We start from the raw sequence: 24,121 nt of genomic DNA on the forward strand, positions 1-24,121 counted from the left end.
TGGATGGGGTCAGCCCTTCACGAATTCCAGGGCCGCATTCAGGGTGGACGCCCGTTCGTCATCACCGAGAGCGGCGGCGAGATCGCGCTGATCGCGGAAATAGGCCTGGAAATCGAAGGCCGTATCGTCCGTCACCATGGACAGGTCGATGACATTGCCTGCCGAGTCGGCGGCCTCCATCGGCAATTCCTGGGCCAGCGCAATGTAGATGTCTTGCTGAATGTCCCCGGCGACATATTTCTGGAGGGCAATCTCGCGCAGCAGTCGTGGCGACATCGCGGAGAAATCGACATCCGACACAGTCGTTTCTGGAACCTCGAACACAGGACGCGCTTCTGCACGGACGGTGAACTGAGGACGTTCCATTCTGGTGTCGCGGGCTTTTTCCTGTTGCAGGAGGCTGCCGGACCAGCTGAGGGAAGTGATTTCCATGGCGCTATATCCTAATCATCGGATATCGTCCTGGATGTATTAGCTGTCGTTGAAATCGTCAATCGTCAATAATCAGTTAACACTTCTTGTATGACATGCCCGTTGCCTTCCCACACTTGCCGTTTTTCTGTTGCAGAAGAACAGTTCAGCATCATCCTCAGGGGATCATCCAATGACCATGCACTCGAAGATCAAGCCGGCCCTCGTCGAATGGAAAGGGCTCAACGGCCTTCCGCATTTTGATCAGGTCAAGGACGAGGATTTCGCCTCTGCCTTCGATGCGGCACTCGACCTGCATGATGCCGAGATCGATGCGATCGCCAACAACCCCGAAAGCCCGAGCTTTGCCAATACGATCACGGCGCTGGAAATTGCCGGCGATGATCTTTCGCGGGTCTCGGCTCTGTTCTGGAACAAGGCGGGTGCCCATACCAACGACCTGATCCAGTCGCTGGAACGCGAGATCGCGCCAAAGATGTCGCGCCATTATTCGAAAATCGCCATGAACGAGGCGCTGTTCAAACGCGTCGATCAGCTGTGGGAGGCGCGCGAGAACCTTGGCCTGACACTGGAGGAAACCCGGGTGCTGGAACGGCACTGGAAGGGTTTCGTGCGTGCAGGTGCGAAACTCTCCAAGAGTGAGCAGGAGCGGCTGGCCGCAATCAACGAGCGGCTTGCGGGGCTCGGCGCGCAGTTCGGCCAGAACGTGCTGGGCGACGAGAAGGCCTGGTCGATGATCCTGACGACCGAGGAGGATCTGGCCGGCCTGCCGGATTTCCTGCGTGATGCCATGGCCGGTGCCGCACGCGAACGCAGCGCGCCGGAAGGCAGCTTCGCCGTCACGCTGTCGCGCTCGATCATCGAACCTTTCCTCACCTTCTCCAGCCGGCGGGACCTGCGCGAAAAGGCCTTTGCCGCCTGGGTAAAGCGCGGTGAAAATGGCGCAGAGCGCGACAATATCGCCATTGTCCGGGAAATCCTGTCGCTACGTGCCGAAAAGGCCAGGCTGCTCGGTTATCCGAACTTTGCCGCCTACAAGCTCGACGAGACGATGGCGAAGACCCCCGCCAATGTAAACGATCTCCTGATGAAGGTCTGGGCGAAGGCGCGCTCCAAGGCGCTGGACGAGGAATCCTCTCTCGCCGGCCTGATGGCCGAAGACGGCATCAACGGTCCGGTCCAGCCGCATGACTGGCGCTATTATGCGGAAAAACTGCGCGAGCGGATGTTCGATTTCTCCGAATCCGAACTGAAGCCCTATCTGCAGCTCGAAAAGATCATCGACGCCTGTTTCGACGTTGCCCATCGCCTGTTCGGCATCACCATCACCGAGGCGCAGGGTGTCGAAGCCTATCACCCGGATGTACGCGTCTTCGAAGTGCGTGAGAGCGACGGCACGCTGAAGGCCATGTTCCTCGGCGATTATTTCGCCCGCCCCTCCAAGCGCTCCGGCGCCTGGATGAGTTCCTTCCAGAGCCAGCACAAGCTGATGCTGAAGAACGGAGCGCAGGGCGAACTGCCGATCATCTACAATGTCTGCAATTTTGCCAAACCCGCGGAAGGCAGACCGGCGCTCCTGTCGCTCGATGATGCCCGCACGCTGTTCCACGAATTCGGCCATGGTCTGCACGGCATCCTCTCGGATGTGAACTATCCGTCCGTGTCCGGCACCGGCGTCTCGCGTGATTTCGTCGAATTGCCCTCGCAGCTTTACGAACACTGGCTGACGGTGCCGGAGATCCTCACCCGTTATGCCGTGCATTACGAAACGGGCGCGCCGATGCCGAAGGCGCTGCTCGACAAGGTGCTGGCGGCACGCACCTTCAATGCCGGCTTCAACACGGTGGAATACACGTCTTCGGCGCTGGTCGACATGGCCTTCCATACCCGCGACGGAGCGGTGGAGGACCCGATGGCGGTGCAGGCGGAGGTGCTGTCTTCAATCGGCATGCCGTCCTCCATCGTCATGCGTCACGCCACGCCGCATTTCCAGCATGTCTTCTCCGGCGATGGTTATTCGGCGGGTTATTATTCCTACATGTGGTCGGAAGTGCTGGATGCCGATGCCTTTGCCGCCTTCGAGGAGACGGGCAATGCCTTTGATCCGGTGATGGCACGCAAGCTGAAGAACAACATCTATTCGGTCGGCGGATCGATCGATCCGGAGGAAACCTACAAGGCCTTCCGCGGCAAATTGCCGGATCCGGATGCGATGCTGAAGAAGAAGGGGCTTGCCATGGTGGGAGAACTGTCCGGCAGCGACGCCTGAGGCGGCTTCGCGCACATTAGGCGAAGCGGCAATACGCGCCGCGAATGCAAGCCATCAAAAGAAGTGGCGGGCGAATCAGACGAGTGTCGCATAAATTTCATGCTGACCCGCTTTAAGCGGTGCACTCGTCAGGATCTCCCGCCATGGCTCCCATCATTTCCGCAGCCTCTGTTTCCAAGACATTCCAGCAACGTGTGCCGCAGCCGGGCCTGGCCGGTGCCGTCAGAAGCTTCGTTTCCCCTGTTACGAAACCCGTCCGGGCGGTCGAAGACATCTCCTTCGAGATCGCGGCCGGCGAGGCTGTCGGTTATCTCGGCCCGAATGGGGCCGGCAAATCGACGATGATCAAGATGCTGACCGGCATCCTGGCGCCGAGTGCCGGAACGGTGACCGTGCTCGGTCGTCATCCGCAGGCGGAGCGGGTGGCCAATGCGCGCGATATCGGCGTTGTCTTCGGCCAGCGCACGCAGCTCTGGTGGGAGCTGCCGCTGTTTGAAAGTTTCGAGCTGCACCGGCGCATGTACCGCGTGCCGGAGCCGGTCTTCGAGCGTAACCGCGCGGATCTCACCGAAATGATGGGCCTTGCCTCCTTCCTGGAGCGCCCGGTGCGTCACCTGAGCCTCGGCCAGCGCATGCGCGCCGAGATCGCCATGGCGCTCATGCATGATCCAAAGATCCTCTTTCTCGACGAACCGACGATCGGCCTCGACGTCGTGGCAAAGGATGTGGTGCGCAAGTTCCTCTCGCGCATGAACCGCGAGCGCGGAACGACGATCATCCTCACCACCCATGACCTGCAGGACATCGAGGAGATCTGCCCGCGGTTGATCATGGTGGACGAAGGGCGGCTGTTGTTCGACGGTGCTATCGGGGCGCTGAGGACCCGGTTTGGCGCACGCCGCAAGCTGGTGCTGGAGTTTGCCGGCGAACCGGGTACCGTGTATCTGCCCGGCACCGAACCTGCCGGTGGTGAGGGCCATGTCCGCGAATTCCTGCTGTCGGATGACGGCCGTTCGCTCGTCCAGCTGCTGGCAGACCTTCAGACCGATACGGACCTGCGCGACGTCAGGCTGCACGAACCCGGCATCGAGGAGATCATCCGCACCCATTACCAGGCGAAGGCCGCCGCATGAGTGCCTTTCTCGCCCTCATCCGCGCCGCCTTCCAGCGGGAACTGGAACACCGCTCGCGCAGCATTGCCCGCATCTTCGGCACGCTCGTCGATATTCTGGCCCGCATCTCCATCTGGCAGGCGGTCTTTGCCGGACATGGCAGCATGAACGGCATCACGCTGTCGCAGATGATCACCTATGCGCTGATCGGCGGCACCATCCTGTCCAGCTGGGATGCGACGATGATCGTCCGCGAGGTCGGCGGAACGATCCGCACCGGCGCGATCGGCTCCACCCTGCTGCGCCCGGTCGCTTATCCGGTGATGCTGCTCGCCGAACAGCTGGGGTCACGGTTTTTCGACTGGCTGATGACCTCGCTTCCGGTCATTCTCATCATGGGGCTGATCTATGGCGTGCAACCGCCGGCGAGCCTCGGCCATGGCCTGCTGTTCCTCGGTTTTCTCGTCGTTTCGCTCGCCGTCCTGATGCTGTCGGGCATCCTGATCGGCCTGTTCTCCTTCTGGGTCTTCGATGCCCATTCGCTGGAATGGTTCATGCGCGGCATCCTGGCCGTCTTGTCCGGCGGGCTGGTGCCGATCTGGTTTTTTCCGAAGGGACTGGCGGAGGTGGCGCATGTGCTGCCGTTTTCGTGGATTACCTATCATCCGATGGCCGTTTATCTCGGCGAGCGGGATCTTGCCGCCTCATCGCTTACCCTTCTGGCCGGTGGCGCCTGGGTCCTGGTATTGGCCGGTGCCGTCTCCTTCGTCTGGTCGCGCGCCTGCGGCCAGGTCGTGGTGCAGGGGGGCTGAGGGATGCGCGAAACATTGTCGCTGCTTTTTTATCTCATGCGCCTTCGGGTCAGGACCCGGCTGGAATTTCGCGCCAGCCTGGTGATCGCCTGGGCGGCGCAGGCCTTCGGTTATGCCGGTGTCTTCACCTCGATCTGGCTGATCCTGACACGTTTCGAAAACATCGGTGGCTGGACCTGGCCGCAGATGGCGCTGCTGCTTGGTTTCCATACGCTGGGTTATGCGCTCGGCGCCTGTTTCACGCTCGTGCAGTTGCGGCGCATGGAGGAGATCGTGCTCGGCGGCGAGTTCGACACGCTCCTGGTGCGGCCGCTGAACCCCTGGGCCTATCTCGTGTTTTCCGGCTTCAACATCGAATATGGCGGCCATATCCTGCTCGGCGCCGGACTGATCCTCTGGGCGCTGCCGCAACTTGCCGTCCACTGGACGGTTGGCACGTCCTTGCTGATGGTGGGCAGCCTCCTGAGTGCGGCGCTGATCACCGCCTCGCTGATCACGATCATCAGCGCCTGCGCCATGGTGCTCGGCCGCGCGCGTTATCTCTTCGGCATCTATTTCGATTTCTGGGAGCTGTCGCGTTATCCGGCCAGCATTTTTGCCGGCCCCTTCCAGATTGCGCTGCTGTCGATCATGCCGCTCGGCTACATGGCCTATGTGCCGGTGTCGGTCCTGCTCGGCCGGACGGTGCCCTATCTCGGTTCTGCGGCCGGATTGGCTGCGCTCGCCGCCGGCCCGCTTTCGGTCGCGGCGGCCTTTTTCTTCTGGCGTTTCTGCCTCAGACGTTACCAGGGTGGTGGCGGATGAGCGGAAGAATATCGCCAGCTTTAACCGTGCGTTCAGCCGCCCCCTTTCGCAAATGCGAAAAACAGGGTATGAGCGCGCCAAATGAAAATTGGCGCGTAGAGCTCCCGGCGTGCGCCACAGCCCCAGAGAAACCAATATGGCACTTCGCAACATCGCGATCATCGCGCACGTTGACCATGGAAAAACGACCCTTGTCGACGAACTTCTGAAGCAGTCGGGCTCGTTCCGCGAAAACCAGCGCGTTGCAGAACGCGTGATGGACTCGAACGACCTCGAAAAGGAACGTGGCATCACCATTCTCGCCAAGGCCACCTCGGTGGAGTGGAAGGGTGTGCGCATCAACATCGTCGATACCCCCGGCCACGCCGACTTCGGCGGCGAAGTCGAGCGTATCCTCTCGATGGTGGACGGCGCGATCGTTCTCGTCGATTCCTCCGAAGGCCCGATGCCGCAGACCAAGTTCGTGGTCTCCAAGGCGCTCAAGGTCGGTCTTCGCCCGATCGTTGCGATCAACAAGATCGACCGTCCGGACGGCCGTCATGAGGAAGTGATCAACGAGGTCTTCGACCTCTTCGCCAACCTCGACGCCACCGACGAGCAGCTCGATTTCCCGATCCTCTACGGTTCGGGTCGCGACGGCTGGATGAACTTCAATCCGGAAGGTCCGAAGGAAGAAGGTCTTGCGCCGCTGCTCGACCTCGTCCTGAAGCATGTGCCGGAGCCGACGGTCGAAGAAGGCCCGTTCCGCATGATCGGCACGATCCTGGAAGCCAACAACTTCCTCGGCCGCATCATCACCGGCCGTATCGCTTCCGGTTCGATCAAGCCGAACCAGGCCGTCAAGGTTCTGGGCCAGGATGGCAAGACGATCGAAACCGGCCGTATTTCCAAGATCCTCGCTTTCCGCGGCATCGAGCGCACGGCCATCGACGAAGCCTATGCGGGCGATATCGTCGCGATCGCCGGTCTCTCCAAGGGCACCGTTGCCGATACCTTCTGTGACCCCTCCGTCACCGAAGCCATGACCGCGCAGCCGATCGACCCGCCGACGGTCACCATGTCCTTCATCGTCAACGACAGCCCGCTGGCTGGCACCGAAGGCGACAAGGTGACGAGCCGCGTGATCCGCGACCGTCTGTTCAAGGAAGCCGAAGGCAACGTCGCGCTCAAGATCGAGGAAGCCGAAGGCAAGGATTCGTTCTTCGTGTCCGGCCGCGGCGAACTCCAGCTCGCCGTTCTGATCGAAACCATGCGCCGCGAAGGTTTCGAGCTTGCCGTGTCGCGTCCGCGCGTCGTTATGCACAAGGACGAGACGACCGGTGAAACGATGGAGCCGATCGAGGAAGTCGTCATCGACGTCGATGAGGAACATTCCGGCGTCGTCGTGCAGAAGATGTCCGAGCGCAAGGCCGAAATGACGGAACTGCGCCCCTCCGGCGGCAACCGCGTGCGCCTGAAGTTCCTGGCACCGACCCGCGGCCTCATCGGTTATCAGTCGGAACTCCTGACCGATACCCGCGGCACCGCGATCATGAACCGCCTGTTCCACAGCTACCAGCCGTTCAAGGGCGCAATCGCCGGCCGCAACAACGGCGTTCTCCTGTCGAACGGTTCGGGCGAGGCTGTCGCCTATGCCATGTTCAACCTGGAAGACCGTGGCCCGATGATCATCGAGCCGGGTGAAAAGGTCTATCAGGGCATGATCATCGGCATCCACTCCCGCGACAACGACCTCGAAGTCAACGTTCTGAAGGGCAAGCAGCTCACCAACATCCGCGCCGCCGGCAAGGATGAAGCCGTGAAGCTCACCCCGCCGATCCGCATGACGCTCGACCGCGCGCTCTCCTGGATCCAGGACGACGAGCTGATGGAAGTCACGCCGAAGTCGATCCGTCTGCGTAAGATGTATCTCGACCCGAACGATCGCAAGCGCTTCGAAAAGTCGCGCGTCGCCTGATCGGCGAGATAAGAGACTAGCAAGAGCCCCGGCATGGTCCGGGGCTTTTTTATGTGCCTGCTTTGCTTCCGACCCTTGTTCCAAGTGTTAAAAAAGCGTTAACTTCTGCTCGTCGGCCCGGAGAATTCATCTGTGGGCAACGTCTCGTCAGCCCACTTTCGAGGGAGACGAATCTGTGGCGGCGAGGTGAGAAGCACTGTCATGAAGACACTCTCCATTGATGTTCGGCAAGCGGGCGCAGATGACGCGACAGCCGTGTCCGAGGTTCATCGTGCCGCCTGGTCGCAAGCCTATGCCGGACTTATTCCATACCGGCCGTTGACGGAAATGCTGGAGCGGCGTGGCGAGGCCTGGTGGCGGCGGGCGACCCGCGGCCCAGCGACGCTCCTGGTTCTCGATGTTGCCGGCACAATTGCCGGTTATGCCACGATCGGTCTCAACCGTGCACGGGCCCTGCCGCAGGACGGCGAGATCTACGAAATCTATCTGCGCCCGGAATTCCAAGGCATCGGCCTTGGCCGCAAGCTGTTCGGCGAGGCGCGCCGACTGTTGAAATCGCTCGGCTGCAACGGTCTCGTGGTCTGGTGCCTGGAAGACAGCGAACATGCCATCCGTTTCTTCCGCCGGCATGGCGGGATGGATATTGTCGAGGGCATGGAAGACTTCGCCGATGTGCGGCTGCGCAAAATCGGCTTCGTCTGGCCCTGAGCCTCAGACCGTTCCCCCCCTCCGCGACAGGTCTATTGCATAGGGGAGAAAACCCCCTCTGCCCTGCCGGGCATCTCCTCCACAAGGGGGGAGACACATTGCAGATCCCACATCGGCTTCAATCGGTTTCGGCGGGTCGGCTAGGTTAAAGCCCTCCCCCTTGTGGCGAGGGTTGGGAGGGGCTTTGTTCCAATGCGATAGCTCTTCCCCCACCGAAAGGCCGTGTTGCATTGCACCGGTTTTCTGAGTATCGAGGCGTCACCCATTTCAACGCTCTCATACACAGCACTCGGGGAGAAACATGCGTATTGATGCAATCAAGATCGGCAAGAACCCGCCGGACGATGTCAACGTCATCGTGGAAGTGCCGGTTGGCGGCCACCCGATCAAGTACGAAATGGACAAGGAAGCCGGCGCCCTGATCGTCGACCGTTTCCTCTACACGCCGATGACCTATCCGGGCAATTACGGCTTCGTGCCGCATACGCTTTCGGAAGACGGCGACCCCGTGGACGTTCTGATCTGCAACACCCGCCCGCTGGTTCCGGGCTGCGTCATCGCCGTGCGTCCGATCGGCGTGATGATCATGGAAGATGACGGCGGCAAGGACGAAAAGATCCTCGCGGTTCCGGTGCCGAAGCTGACCCAGCGTTACGACAAGATCCACAACTACACGGATCTGCCGGAAATCACCCTGAAGCAGATCGAGCATTTCTTCGAGCACTACAAGGATCTGGAGCCCGGCAAGTGGGTGAAGATCGGCGGCTGGCAGGATGTGACGGTTGCCAAGAAGCTGATCGTCGAAGCGATCGAGCGTTACAACGCTCAGAAGTAATCAGCGCGCCAGAAGCGCATTGAGCCTCTTCATCAGATCCTCCGGGTCGCCGTCGATCCGGAGGATTTTTTTGCGCGACGTTTCGCCGGCAATAAATGAGATCGAGGATTTCGGCACGCGCAGCTGCTTGGCGAGCAACTGGATCAGCGCCTTGTTGGCCTTGCCATCTTCCGGCACGGCCGTCACCTTCGCCTTGACATGGGCGTCGCCATCGTCTGACCGCTCCAGACCTTCGATCTGATCGCGCGAGGCGTTCGGCGTCAGCCGGATGCTGACACGCACATGATCGGCAAAGGCAGAGATCGCCTCGGTCACACCAGTGCCGGGACGATGGTGGTCCACATCAGCGAGCGGATGAAGAAGATGATCAGCAGCAGAATGACCGGCGAGATGTCGATGCCGCCGAGATTGGGCATCACCCGGCGGATCGGGCGCAGCGCCGGCTCCGTCAGATTGTAGAGCATGGTGCCGATCGAATTGACGAACTGGTTGCTCGAATTGATCACGTTGAAGGCGTAGAGCCATGAGAAGATGGCGCTGATGATGAGCACCCATGTGTACAGGTTCAAAGCCAGATCGATGGTCTGAAACAGCGCGATCATCCAAGTCTCCATTTCTGAGTTGACAGACATGTAGACATTGGCGACTTAGGCGGCAAGTGCCGAGGCATTCGTCTGGCACATCATGTTTAACGGGCGTCCCGTTCCGGCAGCGTCCGGTGGAAAGCGTTTCCCATGTCCGTTCCTGTTTCCGATGATCGCTTTGCCGCCTTCCGGCACAGTTCCTACACCCGTTTCTTCTTCTGTCGTTTCCTCGCCGCCTTCGCCATCCAGATCGTCAGCGTTGCCGTCGGCTGGCAGATGTACGACGTAACCGGCAATGCGCTCTATCTCGGTCTGATCGGGCTCTTCCAGTTCCTGCCGTCGCTGCTTTTGATCCTGGTCACGGGAACGGTTGCCGATCGTTACAATCGCCGCGCCATCGTGGCGGGCTGCCTGCTTCTCGGCTGTCTCTGCACCGGGGCCCTGCTGGGCCTGACGGTGACCGGCACCTTTTCACCCTGGCCGGTCTTTGCCATCCTGATCGTCTTCGGCATCGAACGCGCCTTCATGGGGCCTGCCGTGCAGTCGCTGGCGCCGAACCTCGTTCCGGAACATGCCCTGCCGAATGCGGTGGCGTGGAATTCCTCCTCCTGGCAGACCGCCTCCATCCTGGGTCCTGTCGCCGGCGGGCTGCTCTACGGGGCAAGCGCCACAGCCGCCTATTCCGTCGCACTTGCCTTCATGCTGGCGGCCGCCGTGCTGATCATCAGCATCCCGAAGCCGAACCAGCAGCGAAGTGCCTCCAAGGCGGTCAATCTCTCCACCATCCTCGCCGGCTTCCGCTTCATCTGGGGCGAGAAGGTGGTGCTCGGCGCCATTTCGCTCGATCTCTTCGCCGTGCTGCTCGGCGGTGCTGTGGCGCTGATGCCGGTCTTTGCCCGCGATATCCTGGAGCTCGGCCCCTGGGGCCTCGGTCTTTTGCGTGCGGCCCCCGGCATCGGTGCGATTGTCGTCGCGGTCCTGCTTGCCGCCTATCCGATCAAACATCATGCCGGCACGTTCATGTTCGTCGGCGTCGCGCTGTTTGGCATCGGAACTGTCGTTTTCGGCCTGTCGCAGACGGTCTGGCTGTCGATCGGTGCGCTGATGCTGATGGGCGCCTCCGACATGATTTCCGTTTATGTGCGGGAAAGCCTGATCATGCTGTGGACCCCGGATGAAGTGCGCGGACGCGTCAACGCGGTCAACATGGTCTTCGTCGGGGCGTCGAACGAGCTTGGCGAATTCCGTGCCGGCACCATGGCGCATCTCATCGGCGCCGTGCCGGCCGTCGTCATCGGTGGTTTCGGCACGCTGGCGGTTGCCGTGATCTGGGCCATGGGTTTCCCGAAGCTGCGCAAGATCGACAGCCTCGACGCGCCCTCGGACCGGTAACGGCCAGGATCTGGATGTCGCCTTGTCAGGCCGGCGTCTTTTCCAGTTTCGGAAGCGTCGGCTGGTCGTCCAGCGCCTCGCGGTCGAAGACCATGTCGAGGAAGGACCATAACCAGGCCTTCAGCGGCTGGTCGAAGATCATCCGGCCTTCCAGGTGTTCGCGGCCCTGTTGCGCATTCGGCAGGACAAAACGCGAGGCGCCGCGCACCACCCAGCTGTGCATCATCGCCCGCGTCAGCTCGGCGTGGAACTGCACGCCCCAGGCATTGTCGCCATAACGGATCGCCTGGTGCGGATAGGCGTCACCTTCTGCCAAGAGCTGCACGCCGCGCGGTACGTCGAACCCTTCGCGGTGGAAATGATAGACCATGCGCGGCCAGTGCATCAGGCGGCGGCCGTGTTCGGTGGCGCGCAGCGGATACCAGCCGATCTCCGTCAGGCCCTGCCGGTCCGGTCCCACCTTGCCGCCCAGGTTCTTGACCATCATCTGCGCGCCGAGACAGATGCCGAGATAGGGTTTGTTTTCCTTGAGCGGGACGGAGACCCAGTCGATCTCCGTCTTGACGAAGGGATCTGGATCATTGGCGCTCATCGGCCCGCCGAAGATGACGGCGCCGGAATGGGCCGCCAGCGTCTCGGGGAGGGGATCGCCCAGCGCCGGGCGGCGGATATCGAGGGGAAAACCTTTTTCGACCAGCATCTGGCCGACGCGTCCGGGAGATGATCGCTCCTGGTGGAGCACGATCAGGATGGGCGCCCTTTCGGACCTTCGGAGAGGTGTCATCAGCATTGCGTCGTCCTCACTCTCCTCCCGTATCTCCTCCCGCGGTTCGTGCGGCAATCTTCTGTCGTTCCAGCACCCGGTCTCGCGCCGAGACGCCCAGAAGATCCGCTATCCTCCAGATCACGTGATCTTCCATCTCGCTGCGCTCGCCGTCGGCATAAACGAGATCCCAGAGGGCTCCCACCAGCACGACGCACTCGTCCGGACCAAGATGTCGTTTAAGATCGGAGGTAAAACGATAGTAGTCAACCGCTTCCGAGCCCATCGCCCGGCCCGTTTCCATCAATGTGCGCAGATGCGCCTTGTCGAGCTGGTAACGTTCCCGCAGGAGTTCCTCCAGGCGGGCCTGCTCGTCCTTCGAGATCCTCCCATCCGCTTCCATCACCTGGAAACACAGGGCGACGAAGGCGACGCGCGGATCATCCGGAGCAAAGTCGCCGGAGGGGCGGTCGCCGGTCAACTGGTGGAAGACGTCGAGAATACGATCGAACATTGTCACCCTAGAAGAGCTTGAGTCGCGTGGTCGGCGCGGAGGCGGCCTCGTGGTCTTTTACGCCGGGATCGTCCGGCGGGCGGCCGTTGAACGGGTCATCGGCCGGATCCTTCGGCTTTTCGGCGGACACCGTTGCCATCTCCGGCTTCGGTTTGGCAGCCGGCTCCGCAGTAGCGGCGTCCTTGTCCCGGACGATGCTGAGCGACGGTGCCTTCGGCGGCTCCACGTCCACAACCTTCGGTGTTTCGCTCGGTTCCAGCCGCGGTTCGGCCGGCGGCTCGACCGGTTGCTGTTCCCGAAGCGGGGGCAGGCTGGCGATTGCGGTTTCGGCGGCGAGGGACCCTTCCTCGACCGGTCCTTCCAGCTGGCCGAAGGGGCGTTTCCATTCAAAGGCATCCAGCCGGCCGGTGACCGGCGAAAGCGGCAGCCAGCGTTCCGAGACGAAACCATCGGCGACCCAGGCCGGATCACGCGGCGCGCGCAGCGCCTGGTTCAGCCAGTGGCGGATGCGGCCCTGATCACCCGTCTCGCGCTCCTCGATATCGGCGAGCAGCAGATAGGTGCTTTCGCGCGCATCCATGCGCAGTGCTGCCTCCGCCTTGGCGCGGGCGCGGGTGAAATCCTGCGTGTCGAGCGCGGCCTGGGCGACGGCCAGCAGCGATTCCGGGTTGTTGGGTTTCAGCGCTTCCAGCTTCTCGGCGCGCTTCAGGCGATCGGCGGCGCTGTCGCCGCTTCTCGCCCGCACATAGGCTTCGGCGACTTGCGGATGGGGTTCGATCTTCCAGAGGCTTTCGAGTGTGGAGGCCGCCTTGCGCAAATTGTCTTCGCGCAGATAGGCCTTTGCCGCGATGATGCCAGCGGGCACGAGATCCTTGGCGAGCTTCAAGGCAGCCTTGGCATCGTCGCGAGCCCCCTTCGGATCGGATTCCAGCCGTTCGGTGGCGCGTGCGGTGAGCAGCACGGCCTTCCAGCGGTCGGCCTGCTTGCGTTCGATGACATTGGCGATCTTCTGCTGGTCGAGCAGCCTGACGGCATCCTCCCAGCGACCGGCCTGACAGCGATATTCGAGCGTCGCTTCCGCGGCCCAGGGCAGGTAGGGCGCATGTTCGACGGCGGTCTCGGCATACTGGCGGGCCGCCTCGTTGGCGCCCAGGCGGCGTGCCTCCATATAAAGGCCGCGCAGGCCGAGTTCGCGCGTTTCCGGGTCCTCGGCCATCTTTTCAAAGAGTTCGCGGGCCTCCTCGTTGCGGCCCTCGATCAGTGCGGTCTGGGCTTCCAGAAGCTGGATCAGCGGCTCCTGGTCGGCCCGCAGCAGGCCGCGGGCACGCGCACTCATCTTGCGCGCCAGAAGCGCATTGCCGGCACCGGCGGCGATCAGGCCGGTCGAGAGCGCCTGATAACCGCGATCCCGCTTGCGGGCGCGGAAGAAGCGGCGCACGGAATGCGGCGAGGTCCAGATCGTCTGGATCAGCCACCACACGAACATCACGGCAAAGACGAGCGCGACGATGGCGGTGGCCGCCACCATGATGCTCGTCTCGATCTCCATGTTCTGCCAGGTGACGGTGATCAGGCCTGGCCGGTCGGCGAGCCAGGAGAAACCCCAGCCAAGGGCAAGCGTGACGACGGCGAAGAGGAATAGGCGGATCATCTGTCTGGTCTCCTCAACCGTTCGTGCCGGCGCTGGCCATGGCGCGGGTCAACGTCGCATTCATCAGATCTTCCACGGCAATACGGGCGTCGAGCGCCTTCTTGAAGTCTGCGGAGGCCTGCTTTCCGGCATCGGGAAGGCTGTTCCACTCGGCCACGGCGGCCTTGAGGTCTCCGCTCTTCACGCGCTCCTCCATGCGGGCAACGATCGCTTCCGGTGTCTCGCCTTCCACCTCGCCCACGGGGCGGACCTTGACCATGCGCATGGCGCTGGAGAACAGGCGGTCGGTAATGCTTTCGCCTTCGACCGGCTGGTGGACGGCATCGAGGATCGCGCTGGTCGCCGGCTGCAGGCGGCGCGTCAGCTCCGCCCGGGTCGGCACGCCCTGTTCGGCATAGGCGCGCAGTTCGGCGACAGCCGGATCATCCTCGGCCACCTGGGCAAAGGTCTGCAGTTCGGCGGCAAACGAGCCGCCGCGTTCGGTCGCAGCCTTCAGTGCAGCCGCGGCAAGCGCCCGGGCGACCGCCTGTTCGCGGCCCGGCTGGTTCACGCGGGTCTCCAACGTGTTCAACCGCTGGCCAAGTTCCGCATCGTTGGCGCTTTCGGCTTCGGTCGCCGATTTCAGCGCGTCGAGATCCTTCTGCAGCGTGGCGAGCCGCTGCTCGAGTTCCCCCTGACCGTTCTGGCCGGCGGCACTTTCGAGCGCCTGGATGCGCTGCTGAAGCTCTTCTCCACCTGCGGGCGAGGTTGCCGCGCTGACGCGCAGGGAATCCATCTGCTGGCGAAGTTCATCCAGTTCGGCGCGTGTGGCGGCGGACGGCTGTTGGCTGAGGCCCGGAAGATAACCGGCATATTGCATGCTGCCGGCGAGAAACAGGGCGACAAGACCGCCGAGAATGCCGGAAGCCACCATCGCCGAGGTGCGGGCGCCCTTGTCCTGGCTTGCGACGGGCGGCGGAGGCGCCGGAGCCTCGTCCGGAACGGGTCTCGGAGTGTCTGTTGAATCCGTGCGGGGCATGTCCGGGGTTGGGGGCGCGGATGCCAGGGCGGGCTCGTCGTCCGTCCGGGTGTCCGTCGGGCTTTCCGCCGGAGCCTCGGCAGCCTTCTCGGCCGGCGCCGGCTCGCCGGAGGCCTGTTCCACGGCTGTCTGTGCTGCAAAATCGGGTGTTTCGGCCTCGGGTGCGGCGGGCTGCTCGGTCGAGGGCGCTGCATTGCCCTCCACGGCTTCCGGCGCGGAACTCTCGTTTGCGGCGACCGCTGGCTCCGGCGCATCGGTATCGTTGCTGCGCGCCGGTTCGGCCACCGGGCTCGCATCGTCCTTTGCGGCATTGTCCGGTCCGACAGCCTCGGCTGCCAGATCGATCGTGACCGGTGTCTTTCCCGAACGGGAACGGCGGGGCGGCTTATCGGAAACCATGGCAACCTCATTCTGGACTGTCTCACCTGGAACCTAGTCAGCCGGGGGACAGATGGAAAGAGCCTCAGCCGATTTTGGTTCCCGCGCACGACGAAAGAAGAAGGAGAAGCTCGTCTTCCTTCGGATGATCCGCGACATGCAGGGCGATCGTGTCTTTTTGCGGAACATCGGCTGCGATCTGCGGGCTGAGGCACAGAACATGGAAGAGGCGGCCTGAGCCTTCCGGCAGCAGGGGCAGGGCCCGCTGGAAAAAGCGGCGCGCGGTTTCGCGCGAATAAAGGAGAACGGCATCCGGAAACGGGTGAAGGCTCGCCCGCTGTTCTTCGGTCCAGTCGACCGCGCGCATGGCGTAGACGTCGGCCGTGCGGAAATGCAGACCGGCGGTGCGAAGACCGGCCTCGAAGCCCGGTGCGCGGGGGGAGCCTGCCAGGTAGAGAATGTCCTCGGCACCGCGTTCGGCCAGCAGGCGCGCCAGATGCTCGCCATCCCCGGGGCCTGCCTCGACATGCCGGAAACCGGCCTGCCGTGCAGCCTCTGCCGTTGTTTCGCCCACGGTAAAAACAGGGGTATCCCGATGCGCTGAAAGATCGAGGTCCGTCAAGACACGGACCGCTTCCGCGCTCGTGATGGCAAGCGCTGCATGCGCAAGCGCCAGCGCATCGGCTGCGGCGTCGGGATCGTGAACCGGGACGCTCACTGGCAGAAGAACCGGCTCATGGCCGAGGTGGGTCAGCTTTTCCGCGGTGCGGGCGGCACTGGTCGGAGGCCGTGTGACGATCACCCGCATGCAGGCCTCCGTATGTCTGCTCAAGTCCAGTCAGCGAAGAAATCCGGACCGGCGGCAGAACGCACGGTCTCGCCGGCCTTCCGTCCCAGTGCCAGGGCGTCGCGGCGAAGCCCGGAAATCTCGACCGCGTGTTCCTGCTGGCCGTCCGGCGTCAGGATCAGGCCGGAAAAATGCAGGTGATCGCCGTCACAGCGGGCATAACCGGCAATCGGCGTGCGACAGGATCCGTCGAGGGCGGCGAGAAAGGCGCGCTCGCAGCTGACCGCATCTGAGGTGGGGCGGTCATTGATCGCCTCGAGCAGGTCGAGCACACGGTCGTCGCCGATCCGGCTTTCGATGCAGATTGCCCCTTGCGCCGGCGCCGGCGGAAAATCGGCCGGGTCCATGACTTCCGTCACCACATCGCTCATCGTCAGCCGGTTGAGGCCGGCAAGCGCCAGCAGCGTGGCATCCACCTGGCCTTCCTCCAGCTTGCGCAGGCGGGTTTCCACCAGGCCGCGGAAGGTGATGACGGAAATGTCCGGTCGGCGGCGGCGAATGAGGGCCTGGCGGCGCAGCGACGACGAGCCGATCGTGGCGCCATCCGGTAGCGCCGCAAGAGTCGGTGCCGTGCGGCCGATAAAGGCATCGCGAAAATCCTCGCGCGGCAGGAAGGCGGAGAGTTCCAGGCCGTCCGGCAGCACGGTCGGCATGTCCTTCGAGGAATGCACGGCAAAATCCAGCTCGCCGGACGAAAGCTGGTCTTCCAGTTCCTGGGTGAACAGGCCCTTGCCGCCAACTTCTGCCAGCGGACGGTCGGTGATGCGGTCGCCCTTGGTGGAGAGCACGACGATCTCGAACATCTCTTCCGGAAGCCCGTGTGCCGCCATCAGCCGGGCGCGGGTTTCAGAGGCCTGCGCCAATGCCAGCGGGCTGCCGCGCGTGCCGATCCGGAAAGGTTTTGTTTGCATCTGCCGTCATCCATTGTTACGCGTCTGCTTCGTAACCGGCTTTGGCGGACACCGCAATTCACCCGAACGTTTCATGACCTCTTCCTCACGTATCCTCGGCATCGAAACCAGCTGCGACGAAACCGCTGCGGCGATTGTCGTGCGGCATCCGGACGGGCGTGGCGAGATCGTTTCCGACGTCGTTTTGTCGCAGCTTGATGAACACAGCGCCTTTGGCGGCGTGGTTCCGGAAATTGCCGCGCGTGCGCATGTCGATGCGCTGGATGGCCTGATCGAGGAGGCGCTGGCGCGGGCGGGCATAACCCTGGAGGATATCGATGCGGTGGCGGCCACGGCCGGTCCCGGCCTGATCGGCGGCCTGCTCGTCGGCCTGATGACCGGCAAGGCGATCGCCATGGCGGCGAAAAAGCCGCTTTACGCGGTCAACCATCTGGAAGGCCATGCGCTGACGGCGCGGCTGACAGACGGACTTTCTTTTCCTTATCTGATGCTGCTCGTTTCCGGCGGCCACACGCAGCTCGTGCTGGTCAAGGGCGTCGGCGACTACGAGCGCTGGGGCACGACGATCGACGATGCGCTGGGCGAGGCCTTCGACAAGACGGCGAAGCTGCTCGGTCTTCCTTATCCCGGCGGTCCCGCCGTGGAAAAGGCGGCGCTCACCGGCAATCCGGAGCGTTTCGACCTGCCGCGGCCGCTTGTCGGCGAAGCGCGGCTCGATTTTTCCTTCTCCGGCCTGAAGACGGCGGTGCGCCAGGCGGCAACCGCCATCCAGCCGCTGACGGAACAGGATATCGCCGATATCTGCGCCTCCTTCCAGCGCGCCATCTCGCGCACGTTGAAGGACCGCATCGGCCGTGGGCTTGCACGATTCCGTGAACGTTTCCCGCAGGAGAGCCAGCCGGCGCTGGTCGTGGCCGGCGGGGTTGCCGCCAATCAGGTCATCCGCGACACGCTGCAGGCGCTGTGCCAGCAGCACGGTTTCCGTTTCATCGCGCCGCCGATCCGCCTGTGCACGGACAATGCCGCGATGATCGCCTGGGCAGGGCTCGAGCGGATGGCTGCGGGCCTTGCCGATGATCCGATTTCGGTCGCGCCCCGGTCGCGCTGGCCGCTCGATGCGGATGCCGCGGCCCTGATCGGATCGGGCAAACGTGGAGCAAAGGCATGAGGCATCTCCTATGAGCGAACGGGAAAAGATCGTCGTCATCGGTGCCGGCGCCTTCGGCACGGCACTCGCCACCGTGATTGCGCTGGAAGGCAAGGCTGCCGTCACGCTTCTCGGGCGCGATCCCTCGCTGATGGCGGATCTGCGCAACGACCGGACCCATGATGTCGCCCTTCCCGGCGTGCCGCTGCCGGATGTGCTGGATTTCTCGACCGAACCGGATGCGCTGGAAGAGGCGAGCATCGTGCTGTTTGCCATGCCTTCGCAGGCGCATGCCGATGCGGCGCGTCATTACGGCCCGTATCTCAAAGCAGAGGCGATCGTCGTCAGCTGCGCCAAGGGCATCGAACGCTCCTCCGGCCGGCTGCTGACGGATGTGTTGGAACAGGAACTGCCGCATCATCCGGTGGCGGTGCTCTCCGGTCCCGGTTTTGCCGCCGATATTGCCCGTGGCCTGCCGACGGCGATGGTGATTGCGGCCGCCGATCAGCCGGTCGCGGAGCGGCTGGCGCACGCCATCTCGGGTCGCACCTTCCGGCTTTATCCCTCGACCGACCGGATCGGCGTGCAGCTCGGCGGTGCGCTCAAAAACGTGCTGGCGATTGCCGGTGGCATTGTCGAAGGCGCGGGGCTCGGCGATTCCGCCCGCGCCGCGCTGATTTCGCGCGGGCTCGCGGAAATGTCGCGGCTTGTGGCCGCCATGGGCGGGCGGGCCGATACGGTACGCGGGCTCTCCGGCCTCGGCGACCTCGTCCTGACCGCCACCAGCCATCAATCACGCAACCTGCGTTTCGGCATCGGGCTTGGCCAGGGCGAACCTTCGGACATGTCGGGCGGTCAGCTTATCGAGGGGGCGTTTACGGCCTCGATCGCGGCAAGCCTTGCGGAGCGTCACCAGGTCGAGCTGCCGGTGACGGAAGCGGTTGCCGCCATCATCGAGGGTCGGCTTGCCGTTACCACTGCGATGGAACAGCTGATGACCCGGCCCATCACCACGGAATAAAACAGGAGACATCCGACCATGGCACTTTTTGCTTTCGTCTGCGCCGACAAGCCCGGCCACCTGAATGTCCGCATGGACACGCGCCCGGCCCATGTGGATCACCTGAATGCGCTCAACGAAAAGGGCATCCTCAAGATGGCCGGCCCGTTCCTGGACGGCGAAGGCAAGCCGAATGGCAGCCTTGTCATCGTTGAAGCCGAATCGATCGAAGCGGCACAGGCGATCGCCGATGCCGATCCTTACACGAAGGCCGGCCTTTTCGCCTCCGTCGAGGTAAAACCCTTCAACTGGGTCTTCAACAAGCCGGGTGCGTGAGGCGACAATGGCATCCTACTGGCTCTACAAGTCGGAACCCTTCAAGTGGTCCTGGGAGATGCAGAAGGCCAAGGGCGAGGCCGGCGAGGAATGGACCGGCGTGCGCAACTATCTGGCGCGCAACAACATGCGGGCCATGAAGATCGGCGACAAGGGCTTCTTCTACCATTCGAACGAGGGTCTGGAGATCGTCGGCATCGTTGAGGTCTGTGCGCTCTCGCATCCCGATTCGACCGCCGAGGGTGACCTGCGCTGGGATTGCGTCGATATCCGCGCCGTCTGCGACATGCCGAAACCGGTCTCGCTGAAGGACGTGAAGGCAAACCCGAAGCTCGAAAAGATGTCGCTCGTCACCTCGATGCGGCTTTCGGTCCAGCCGGTGACGGAAGAGGAATATGCCGAGGTCTGCCGTATGGGCGGGCTCGACAACCCGCCGCGGTCGCCGGACTAGAGCCGGATGATTTTAGGTCGATTCGACCTAAAATCTGAATCCACTCTAGAATCAAAGAAGGAGAGCATGATGTCGACCGAAAACCGCATACACTTTTCGGCATCATGCTCTAGAAGGGGGCACCTCTGAAGACGGAGCCGCGGGCCTTCATCCTTGCCAATACCAGCCTGATGGCACCGCCGCATGTGCCGGAAATCCGGCTGCATCTGGCCGACGAGGCGCATGATCTCTGGCTGAAGACGGAGGAGGATCTGGAGGCGATCGGCCTTCCGCCTCCCTTCTGGGCCTTTGCCTGGGCGGGCGGGCAGGGGCTGTCGCGGTATGTGCTGGATCATCCGGAGACCGTCCGAGGGCGGTCGGTGCTGGATTTCGCTTCCGGCTCCGGTCTTGTGGCAATTGCCGCTATGATGGCAGGCGCTTCTTCGGTGACGGCCGCCGATATCGATCCGTGGACGCAGAGCGCCGTCACGCTGAATGCGCAGGAAAACGGCGTGGCGCTCACCTTCTGCGGCGAAAACCTTGTCGGGCAGCGGGTCGATGCGGATGTGGTCCTGGCTGGCGATGTCTTTTACGACCGCGCCTTTGCCGATGCGCTTCTGCCCTGGTTCACGCGCCTTGCCGGGGAGGGCAGGACGGTGATTGTCGGCGATCCGGGGCGTGCCTATCTGCCGAAGGAGCGGCTTGAAGCGCTGGCCACCTATCAGGTGCCGGTCACCCGGGCGCTGGAAGACAGCGAGGTGAAGAAGACCACCGTCTGGCGTTTTGTCTGAAGAACCGTCAGCGGCTGCCGCGGATCACGCAGACGCCGGCTTCGTATTCGCAGGCCTCGTGTGGCAGGAAGGCGTTGCTCGCCACGTCCTCGTCAACGGAGATGATCTTGGCGCTCGGGTTCAGGCGGTCGATATCCGGTACGCTGAGAAGCCCGCCTTCGCCGGCAAAAAAGATGCCGTTTCCTTTGATGCGCACGGCCGAGATGCCACCCGAAAACGTGCCGACGCCGGGGATGACGGAGGGCAGGCCGTCGGTGCCGATCACCTGCTGGGCGCTCCTGAAGGATCTGTCGCGCCTCTCGTGGCGGTCTTGCGCCAATCTGTCGCGGGCATTGCCGCGCCAGTGGTGGTCCCGGCTGCGCCCGTCATGTGAGCGCCCATGCCATCCGCTGTCGCGGCCGGAGAAGACGTTGCGGTCGCCGGCCGCTGACATATCCGCGGCCAGTGCAAGAAGGAAGGCGGCTAACATGCCGGATTTCAAAGCTTTCGCCATCATGGCGGGCCTCCGGGTTCGCAGTGGTTAACCAAGCGTTAACACACAATCTTCCCGTTTGCTCCTAAACTGGTGAAAAACTGATAGATTTTATCGGAAGATGGTTAAGGCGGGGCGTGTTAGGTGTCTGGTTGATCGGGCAGAACAGACCACAATCGATTAAATTTAAAATCCTTCTGAAATCGGCTTGTGATCTGCCAATCCGATGGGTAAATCACCCGATGATGCAATGCACATCTTGACGGCATCGTGCATTGCCGGACGCGCTCCCGCGTGAATGCGCACCGAACGCCGCGAGGATATGATGGCGAATATGACAAAAAATCGGCCTCTGTCGCCGCACCTTCAAATTTATCGTTTCGTCCCCACCATGGCCATGTCGATCGTCCACCGCATTACCGGCGGTGCGCTGTATTTCGGCACCGTGCTTGTCGCTGCCTGGCTCATTGCCGCAGCTTCCGGTGAGGAAGCCTTCAACACGGTGAACTGGTTGTTCGGTTCCATCGTAGGACAGATCATCCTGTTCGGTTACACCTGGGCGCTGCTGCATCACCTGGTTGGTGGTCTGAGGCACATCATGTGGGACCTCGGTTATGGTTTCGAGAAGGAATTCTCGACCATGCTCGCCAAGGCCAGCCTGGTTGCTTCCATCGCGCTCACCGTCCTTGTGTGGGCGGTGGTGCTGATCGTTCGGTAAGGAGACAAGCGATGGACATGCGCACACCCCTCGGCAAGGTTCGTGGTCTTGGTTCGGCCAAGAGCGGCACCGAGCATTTCTGGAAGGTCCGGACGACGTCGATCGCCCTGGTTCCCCTTCTTCTGTTCTATGTGGTCTTTCTGGTCATGTATGCCGGAAAACCCTATGCCGACGTGATCTCGGCACTCTCCAACCCGTTCGTCGCGACCATCAACGCGCTGACGATCATCGCCAGCATCGTGCACATGAAGCTCGGCATGGAAGAGATCATCCAGGATTACATCCATTCCGAAGTGATGAAGCTGACGCTTCTCATGCTCAATTCCTTCTTTTCGCTTCTGGTCGGCGGGCTCTGTCTCTTCGCCGCCTTGAAGATCGCATTCGCAGGATAACCCTCCATGGCATCGATCACCCCCATTGCGCAGACCGGCAAGGCCTATACCTATGTCGACCACTCCTATGACGTCATCGTCGTAGGCGCCGGCGGCGCCGGTCTTCGCGCGACCCTCGGCATGGCCGAGCAGGGCTTCAAGACGGCCTGCATCACCAAGGTCTTCCCCACCCGTTCCCACACGGTCGCAGCCCAGGGCGGCATTGCGGCCTCGCTGCAGAACATGACGCCGGACAGCTGGCAGTGGCACCTTTACGATACCGTGAAGGGCTCCGACTGGCTGGGCGACGTGGACGCCATGCAGTACATGGTCATGGAAGCGCCGAAGGCGGTCTATGAGCTGGAACATTACGGCGTGCCTTTCTCCCGTAACGAAGAGGGCAAGATCTACCAGCGGCCGTTCGGCGGCCACATGCAGAATTTCGGCGCCGGCCCGCCGGTGCAGCGCACCTGCGCGGCAGCGGACCGTACCGGTCACGCCATCCTGCACACGCTTTACGGCCAGTCGCTGAAGAACAACGCCGAATTCTTCATCGAATACTTCGCCATCGACCTCATCATGTCGGATGATGGCCGCTGCACGGGCGTCGTCGCCTGGAACCTCGACGACGGCACCATCCATCGTTTCGCCGCCAAGATGGTGGTGCTGGCGACGGGTGGTTATGGCCGCGCCTATTTCTCCGCAACGTCCGCCCATACCTGCACCGGCGACGGTGGCGGCATGGTGGCCCGTGCCGGCCTTCCGCTGCAGGACATGGAATTCGTCCAGTTCCACCCGACCGGCATCTACGGTTCGGGCTGCCTCATCACCGAAGGCGCACGCGGCGAAGGCGGTTATCTCGTCAATTCCGAAGGCGAACGTTTCATGGAACGTTACGCCCCGTCGGCGAAGGACCTTGCCTCGCGTGACGTTGTCTCGCGCTGCATGACGCTGGAAATCCGTGAAGGCCGTGGCGTCGGCAAGAACAAGGACCACATCTTCCTGCACCTCGATCACCTGGATCCCGCCGTTCTGCACGAACGCCTGCCGGGCATTTCGGAAAGCGCGAAGATCTTTGCCGGCGTCGATGTGACCCGCGAACCGATCCCGGTTCTGCCGACCGTTCACTACAACATGGGCGGCATTCCGACCAACTACTGGGGCGAAGTGCTGAATGCCGACAGCGCCAATCCGGAACGGCTTCTGCCGGGCCTGATGGCCGTTGGTGAAGCCGGCTGCGCTTCGGTGCACGGCGCCAACCGCCTCGGCTCCAACTCGCTGATCGACCTCGTGGTCTTCGGTCGTGCCGCCGCCATCCGCGCCGGCCAGGTCATCGACCGCGTGTCGCCGGTGCCGGCGCTTAACACCGCTGCCTGCGACAAGATCATGGACCGCTTCGACGGACTGCGTCATGCCTCCGGCGGCACGCCGACGGCCGTGCTGCGCGACAAGATGCAGCGCGCCATGCAGGAAGATGCGGCCGTGTTCCGCACGCAGGAATCGCTGGAAAGCGGTTGCCAGCGCCTGTCGTCGATCTGGAGCGAGATGAAGGACATCAAGGTCACCGACCGGTCGATGATCTGGAACTCGGATCTCGTGGAAACCCTCGAACTGCAGAACCTGATGGCCAACGCCATCACCACGGTCTACAGCGCCGAGGCCCGTAAGGAGAGCCGTGGTGCACACGCCCGCGAGGACTACAAGGATGGTCCGATGGGCGGCCGCGACGACGAAAACTGGCGCAAGCATACGCTGGCCTGGGTCGGCGACAACGGCGACGTGACGCTCGACTACCGCCCGGTCCACACCGATCTGATCGCTGACGGCATTGATCCGGTGAAGATCGAACCGAAGGCACGCGTGTACTGA

Annotated in this window: 26 protein-coding genes; 16 read left to right on the forward strand and 10 right to left on the reverse strand. The window is 62.8% G+C overall.

Going from position 1 to position 24,121, the window contains the following annotated elements:
• Positions 1 to 9: 9 nt before the first annotated feature.
• Positions 10 to 432 carry a hypothetical protein gene (locus OU993_RS09255; protein ID WP_268156421.1) on the reverse strand — a complete coding sequence of 141 codons (423 nt, stop codon included), beginning with the start codon at positions 430 to 432 and terminating at the stop codon, positions 10 to 12.
• A gap of 172 nt (positions 433 to 604) precedes the next feature.
• On the opposite strand from OU993_RS09255, the gene OU993_RS09260 reads away from it, so the two are divergent.
• The 7 genes from OU993_RS09260 to ppa all read left to right on the forward strand — a co-directional run bounded on the left by OU993_RS09260 (position 605) and on the right by ppa (position 8,929).
• Positions 605 to 2,701, forward strand: a complete 2,097-nt coding sequence (locus OU993_RS09260) for a M3 family metallopeptidase (RefSeq protein ID WP_268156423.1) — start codon at positions 605 to 607, stop codon at positions 2,699 to 2,701.
• Positions 2,702 to 2,844: 143 nt separating this feature from the next.
• Positions 2,845 to 3,834 carry an ABC transporter ATP-binding protein gene (locus OU993_RS09265; protein WP_268156425.1) on the forward strand — a complete coding sequence of 330 codons (990 nt, stop codon included), beginning with the start codon at positions 2,845 to 2,847 and terminating at the stop codon, positions 3,832 to 3,834.
• Positions 3,831 to 4,625, forward strand: coding sequence for an ABC transporter permease (locus OU993_RS09270; RefSeq protein ID WP_268156427.1), 795 nt, complete (start codon positions 3,831 to 3,833; stop codon positions 4,623 to 4,625). Before OU993_RS09265 ends, OU993_RS09270 begins: the two co-directional genes overlap by 4 nt.
• 3 nt (positions 4,626 to 4,628) lie before the next feature.
• Positions 4,629 to 5,429: an ABC transporter permease gene (locus tag OU993_RS09275; RefSeq protein WP_268156429.1), complete on the forward strand. Its 801-nt coding sequence runs from the start codon at positions 4,629 to 4,631 to the stop codon at positions 5,427 to 5,429.
• A 136-nt stretch (positions 5,430 to 5,565) separates the two neighbouring features.
• Positions 5,566 to 7,386, forward strand: coding sequence for a translational GTPase TypA (gene typA, locus OU993_RS09280; protein WP_268156431.1), 1,821 nt, complete (start codon positions 5,566 to 5,568; stop codon positions 7,384 to 7,386).
• Positions 7,387 to 7,587: 201 nt separating this feature from the next.
• Positions 7,588 to 8,094, forward strand: coding sequence for a GNAT family N-acetyltransferase (locus OU993_RS09285; protein ID WP_268156433.1), 507 nt, complete (start codon positions 7,588 to 7,590; stop codon positions 8,092 to 8,094).
• Positions 8,095 to 8,395: 301 nt separating this feature from the next.
• A complete protein-coding gene (ppa, locus tag OU993_RS09290) occupies positions 8,396 to 8,929 on the forward strand; it encodes an inorganic diphosphatase (RefSeq protein ID WP_165216663.1) in 534 nt (177 codons plus the stop codon).
• Here the strand turns inward: ppa and OU993_RS09295 are convergent, their stop codons facing one another.
• Entirely contained in the window at positions 8,930 to 9,244 is a 315-nt protein-coding gene (locus tag OU993_RS09295; protein WP_268156435.1) for a DUF167 domain-containing protein, read from the reverse strand. It lies immediately after the preceding gene.
• Positions 9,241 to 9,531, reverse strand: coding sequence for a YggT family protein (locus tag OU993_RS09300; protein WP_268156437.1), 291 nt, complete (start codon positions 9,529 to 9,531; stop codon positions 9,241 to 9,243). Before OU993_RS09300 ends, OU993_RS09295 begins: the two co-directional genes overlap by 4 nt.
• A gap of 132 nt (positions 9,532 to 9,663) precedes the next feature.
• Between OU993_RS09300 and OU993_RS09305 the strand changes: the two genes are divergently transcribed.
• Positions 9,664 to 10,905, forward strand: a complete 1,242-nt coding sequence (locus tag OU993_RS09305; protein ID WP_268156439.1) for an MFS transporter — start codon at positions 9,664 to 9,666, stop codon at positions 10,903 to 10,905.
• 25 nt (positions 10,906 to 10,930) lie between these two features.
• On the opposite strand, the gene OU993_RS09310 is transcribed toward OU993_RS09305, so the two are convergent.
• The 6 genes from OU993_RS09310 to hemC form a co-directional block, all read right to left on the reverse strand.
• Positions 10,931 to 11,695, reverse strand: a complete 765-nt coding sequence (locus OU993_RS09310) for a glutamine amidotransferase (protein WP_268156441.1) — start codon at positions 11,693 to 11,695, stop codon at positions 10,931 to 10,933.
• 10 nt (positions 11,696 to 11,705) lie between these two features.
• Positions 11,706 to 12,182, reverse strand: coding sequence for a tellurite resistance TerB family protein (locus OU993_RS09315; RefSeq protein WP_268156443.1), 477 nt, complete (start codon positions 12,180 to 12,182; stop codon positions 11,706 to 11,708).
• 7 nt (positions 12,183 to 12,189) lie between these two features.
• Entirely contained in the window at positions 12,190 to 13,833 is a 1,644-nt protein-coding gene (locus OU993_RS09320) for a heme biosynthesis protein HemY (RefSeq protein ID WP_268156445.1), read from the reverse strand.
• 13 nt (positions 13,834 to 13,846) lie between these two features.
• Positions 13,847 to 15,250 (reverse strand): hypothetical protein, encoded by a 1,404-nt coding sequence (locus tag OU993_RS09325; RefSeq protein WP_268156446.1) that lies wholly within the window; start codon positions 15,248 to 15,250, stop codon positions 13,847 to 13,849.
• A 64-nt stretch (positions 15,251 to 15,314) separates the two neighbouring features.
• Complete coding sequence (locus tag OU993_RS09330) at positions 15,315 to 16,037, reverse strand: uroporphyrinogen-III synthase (protein WP_268156449.1); 723 nt, start codon at positions 16,035 to 16,037, stop codon at positions 15,315 to 15,317.
• A 20-nt stretch (positions 16,038 to 16,057) separates the two neighbouring features.
• Positions 16,058 to 16,987 carry a hydroxymethylbilane synthase gene (hemC, locus tag OU993_RS09335; protein ID WP_268156451.1) on the reverse strand — a complete coding sequence of 310 codons (930 nt, stop codon included), beginning with the start codon at positions 16,985 to 16,987 and terminating at the stop codon, positions 16,058 to 16,060.
• 73 nt (positions 16,988 to 17,060) lie between these two features.
• On the opposite strand from hemC, the gene tsaD reads away from it, so the two are divergent.
• The 5 genes from tsaD (at position 17,061) to OU993_RS09360 (ending at position 20,691) form a co-directional block, all read left to right on the forward strand.
• Positions 17,061 to 18,155 carry a tRNA (adenosine(37)-N6)-threonylcarbamoyltransferase complex transferase subunit TsaD gene (gene tsaD / locus OU993_RS09340; RefSeq protein ID WP_268156453.1) on the forward strand — a complete coding sequence of 365 codons (1,095 nt, stop codon included), beginning with the start codon at positions 17,061 to 17,063 and terminating at the stop codon, positions 18,153 to 18,155.
• 10 nt (positions 18,156 to 18,165) lie between these two features.
• Positions 18,166 to 19,155, forward strand: a complete 990-nt coding sequence (locus tag OU993_RS09345; RefSeq protein WP_268156455.1) for an NAD(P)H-dependent glycerol-3-phosphate dehydrogenase — start codon at positions 18,166 to 18,168, stop codon at positions 19,153 to 19,155.
• An 18-nt stretch (positions 19,156 to 19,173) separates the two neighbouring features.
• Complete coding sequence (locus OU993_RS09350) at positions 19,174 to 19,470, forward strand: YciI-like protein (RefSeq protein WP_268156457.1); 297 nt, start codon at positions 19,174 to 19,176, stop codon at positions 19,468 to 19,470.
• Positions 19,471 to 19,477: 7 nt separating this feature from the next.
• Positions 19,478 to 19,921, forward strand: a complete 444-nt coding sequence (locus tag OU993_RS09355) for an EVE domain-containing protein (RefSeq protein WP_268156459.1) — start codon at positions 19,478 to 19,480, stop codon at positions 19,919 to 19,921.
• A gap of 125 nt (positions 19,922 to 20,046) precedes the next feature.
• Entirely contained in the window at positions 20,047 to 20,691 is a 645-nt protein-coding gene (locus OU993_RS09360; protein ID WP_268157623.1) for a class I SAM-dependent methyltransferase, read from the forward strand.
• Positions 20,692 to 20,698: 7 nt separating this feature from the next.
• Here the strand turns inward: OU993_RS09360 and OU993_RS09365 are convergent, their stop codons facing one another.
• Positions 20,699 to 21,187: a hypothetical protein gene (locus tag OU993_RS09365; protein WP_268156461.1), complete on the reverse strand. Its 489-nt coding sequence runs from the start codon at positions 21,185 to 21,187 to the stop codon at positions 20,699 to 20,701.
• A gap of 301 nt (positions 21,188 to 21,488) precedes the next feature.
• Here OU993_RS09365 and sdhC point away from each other — a divergent pair, with 301 nt between their 5' ends.
• From sdhC to sdhA, 3 genes are read left to right on the forward strand one after another with little or no spacing between them, the layout of a single operon-like run.
• On the forward strand, positions 21,489 to 21,881 hold the full coding sequence (gene sdhC, locus OU993_RS09370) for a succinate dehydrogenase, cytochrome b556 subunit (protein ID WP_268156463.1): 393 nt from the start codon (positions 21,489 to 21,491) through the stop codon (positions 21,879 to 21,881).
• A gap of 11 nt (positions 21,882 to 21,892) precedes the next feature.
• Positions 21,893 to 22,273 (forward strand): succinate dehydrogenase, hydrophobic membrane anchor protein, encoded by a 381-nt coding sequence (gene sdhD / locus OU993_RS09375; RefSeq protein WP_268156465.1) that lies wholly within the window; start codon positions 21,893 to 21,895, stop codon positions 22,271 to 22,273.
• 6 nt (positions 22,274 to 22,279) lie between these two features.
• Entirely contained in the window at positions 22,280 to 24,121 is a 1,842-nt protein-coding gene (gene sdhA / locus OU993_RS09380; RefSeq protein WP_268156466.1) for a succinate dehydrogenase flavoprotein subunit, read from the forward strand.

Origin of the sequence: Rhizobium sp. SL86, from assembly GCF_026672545.1 — a bacterium.
In the GTDB taxonomy this organism is placed as follows: Bacteria; Pseudomonadota; Alphaproteobacteria; order Rhizobiales; family Rhizobiaceae; genus Neorhizobium.

Excerpts from the sequence above, each read along its gene's own strand:
- hemC (WP_268156451.1), bottom strand. The coding sequence starts at position 16,987 with ATGCAAACAAAACCTTTCCGGATCGGCACGCGCGGCAGCCCGCTGGCA.
- OU993_RS09275 (WP_268156429.1), top strand. The coding sequence starts at position 4,629 with ATGCGCGAAACATTGTCGCTGCTTTTTTATCTCATGCGCCTTCGGGTC.
- tsaD (WP_268156453.1), top strand. The coding sequence starts at position 17,061 with ATGACCTCTTCCTCACGTATCCTCGGCATCGAAACCAGCTGCGACGAA.
- OU993_RS09270 (WP_268156427.1), top strand. The coding sequence starts at position 3,831 with ATGAGTGCCTTTCTCGCCCTCATCCGCGCCGCCTTCCAGCGGGAACTG.
- OU993_RS09325 (WP_268156446.1), bottom strand. The coding sequence starts at position 15,250 with ATGGTTTCCGATAAGCCGCCCCGCCGTTCCCGTTCGGGAAAGACACCG.
- OU993_RS09265 (WP_268156425.1), top strand. The coding sequence starts at position 2,845 with ATGGCTCCCATCATTTCCGCAGCCTCTGTTTCCAAGACATTCCAGCAA.
- OU993_RS09345 (WP_268156455.1), top strand. The coding sequence starts at position 18,166 with ATGAGCGAACGGGAAAAGATCGTCGTCATCGGTGCCGGCGCCTTCGGC.
- OU993_RS09315 (WP_268156443.1), bottom strand. The coding sequence starts at position 12,182 with ATGTTCGATCGTATTCTCGACGTCTTCCACCAGTTGACCGGCGACCGC.
- OU993_RS09300 (WP_268156437.1), bottom strand. The coding sequence starts at position 9,531 with ATGATCGCGCTGTTTCAGACCATCGATCTGGCTTTGAACCTGTACACA.
- OU993_RS09285 (WP_268156433.1), top strand. The coding sequence starts at position 7,588 with ATGAAGACACTCTCCATTGATGTTCGGCAAGCGGGCGCAGATGACGCG.
- OU993_RS09330 (WP_268156449.1), bottom strand. The coding sequence starts at position 16,037 with ATGCGGGTGATCGTCACACGGCCTCCGACCAGTGCCGCCCGCACCGCG.
- sdhD (WP_268156465.1), top strand. The coding sequence starts at position 21,893 with ATGGACATGCGCACACCCCTCGGCAAGGTTCGTGGTCTTGGTTCGGCC.
- OU993_RS09355 (WP_268156459.1), top strand. The coding sequence starts at position 19,478 with ATGGCATCCTACTGGCTCTACAAGTCGGAACCCTTCAAGTGGTCCTGG.
- ppa (WP_165216663.1), top strand. The coding sequence starts at position 8,396 with ATGCGTATTGATGCAATCAAGATCGGCAAGAACCCGCCGGACGATGTC.
- OU993_RS09255 (WP_268156421.1), bottom strand. The coding sequence starts at position 432 with ATGGAAATCACTTCCCTCAGCTGGTCCGGCAGCCTCCTGCAACAGGAA.
- OU993_RS09365 (WP_268156461.1), bottom strand. The coding sequence starts at position 21,187 with ATGATGGCGAAAGCTTTGAAATCCGGCATGTTAGCCGCCTTCCTTCTT.
- OU993_RS09310 (WP_268156441.1), bottom strand. The coding sequence starts at position 11,695 with ATGCTGATGACACCTCTCCGAAGGTCCGAAAGGGCGCCCATCCTGATC.
- sdhA (WP_268156466.1), top strand. The coding sequence starts at position 22,280 with ATGGCATCGATCACCCCCATTGCGCAGACCGGCAAGGCCTATACCTAT.
- OU993_RS09350 (WP_268156457.1), top strand. The coding sequence starts at position 19,174 with ATGGCACTTTTTGCTTTCGTCTGCGCCGACAAGCCCGGCCACCTGAAT.
- OU993_RS09320 (WP_268156445.1), bottom strand. The coding sequence starts at position 13,833 with ATGATCCGCCTATTCCTCTTCGCCGTCGTCACGCTTGCCCTTGGCTGG.
- typA (WP_268156431.1), top strand. The coding sequence starts at position 5,566 with ATGGCACTTCGCAACATCGCGATCATCGCGCACGTTGACCATGGAAAA.
- OU993_RS09260 (WP_268156423.1), top strand. The coding sequence starts at position 605 with ATGACCATGCACTCGAAGATCAAGCCGGCCCTCGTCGAATGGAAAGGG.
- OU993_RS09305 (WP_268156439.1), top strand. The coding sequence starts at position 9,664 with ATGTCCGTTCCTGTTTCCGATGATCGCTTTGCCGCCTTCCGGCACAGT.
- sdhC (WP_268156463.1), top strand. The coding sequence starts at position 21,489 with ATGGCGAATATGACAAAAAATCGGCCTCTGTCGCCGCACCTTCAAATT.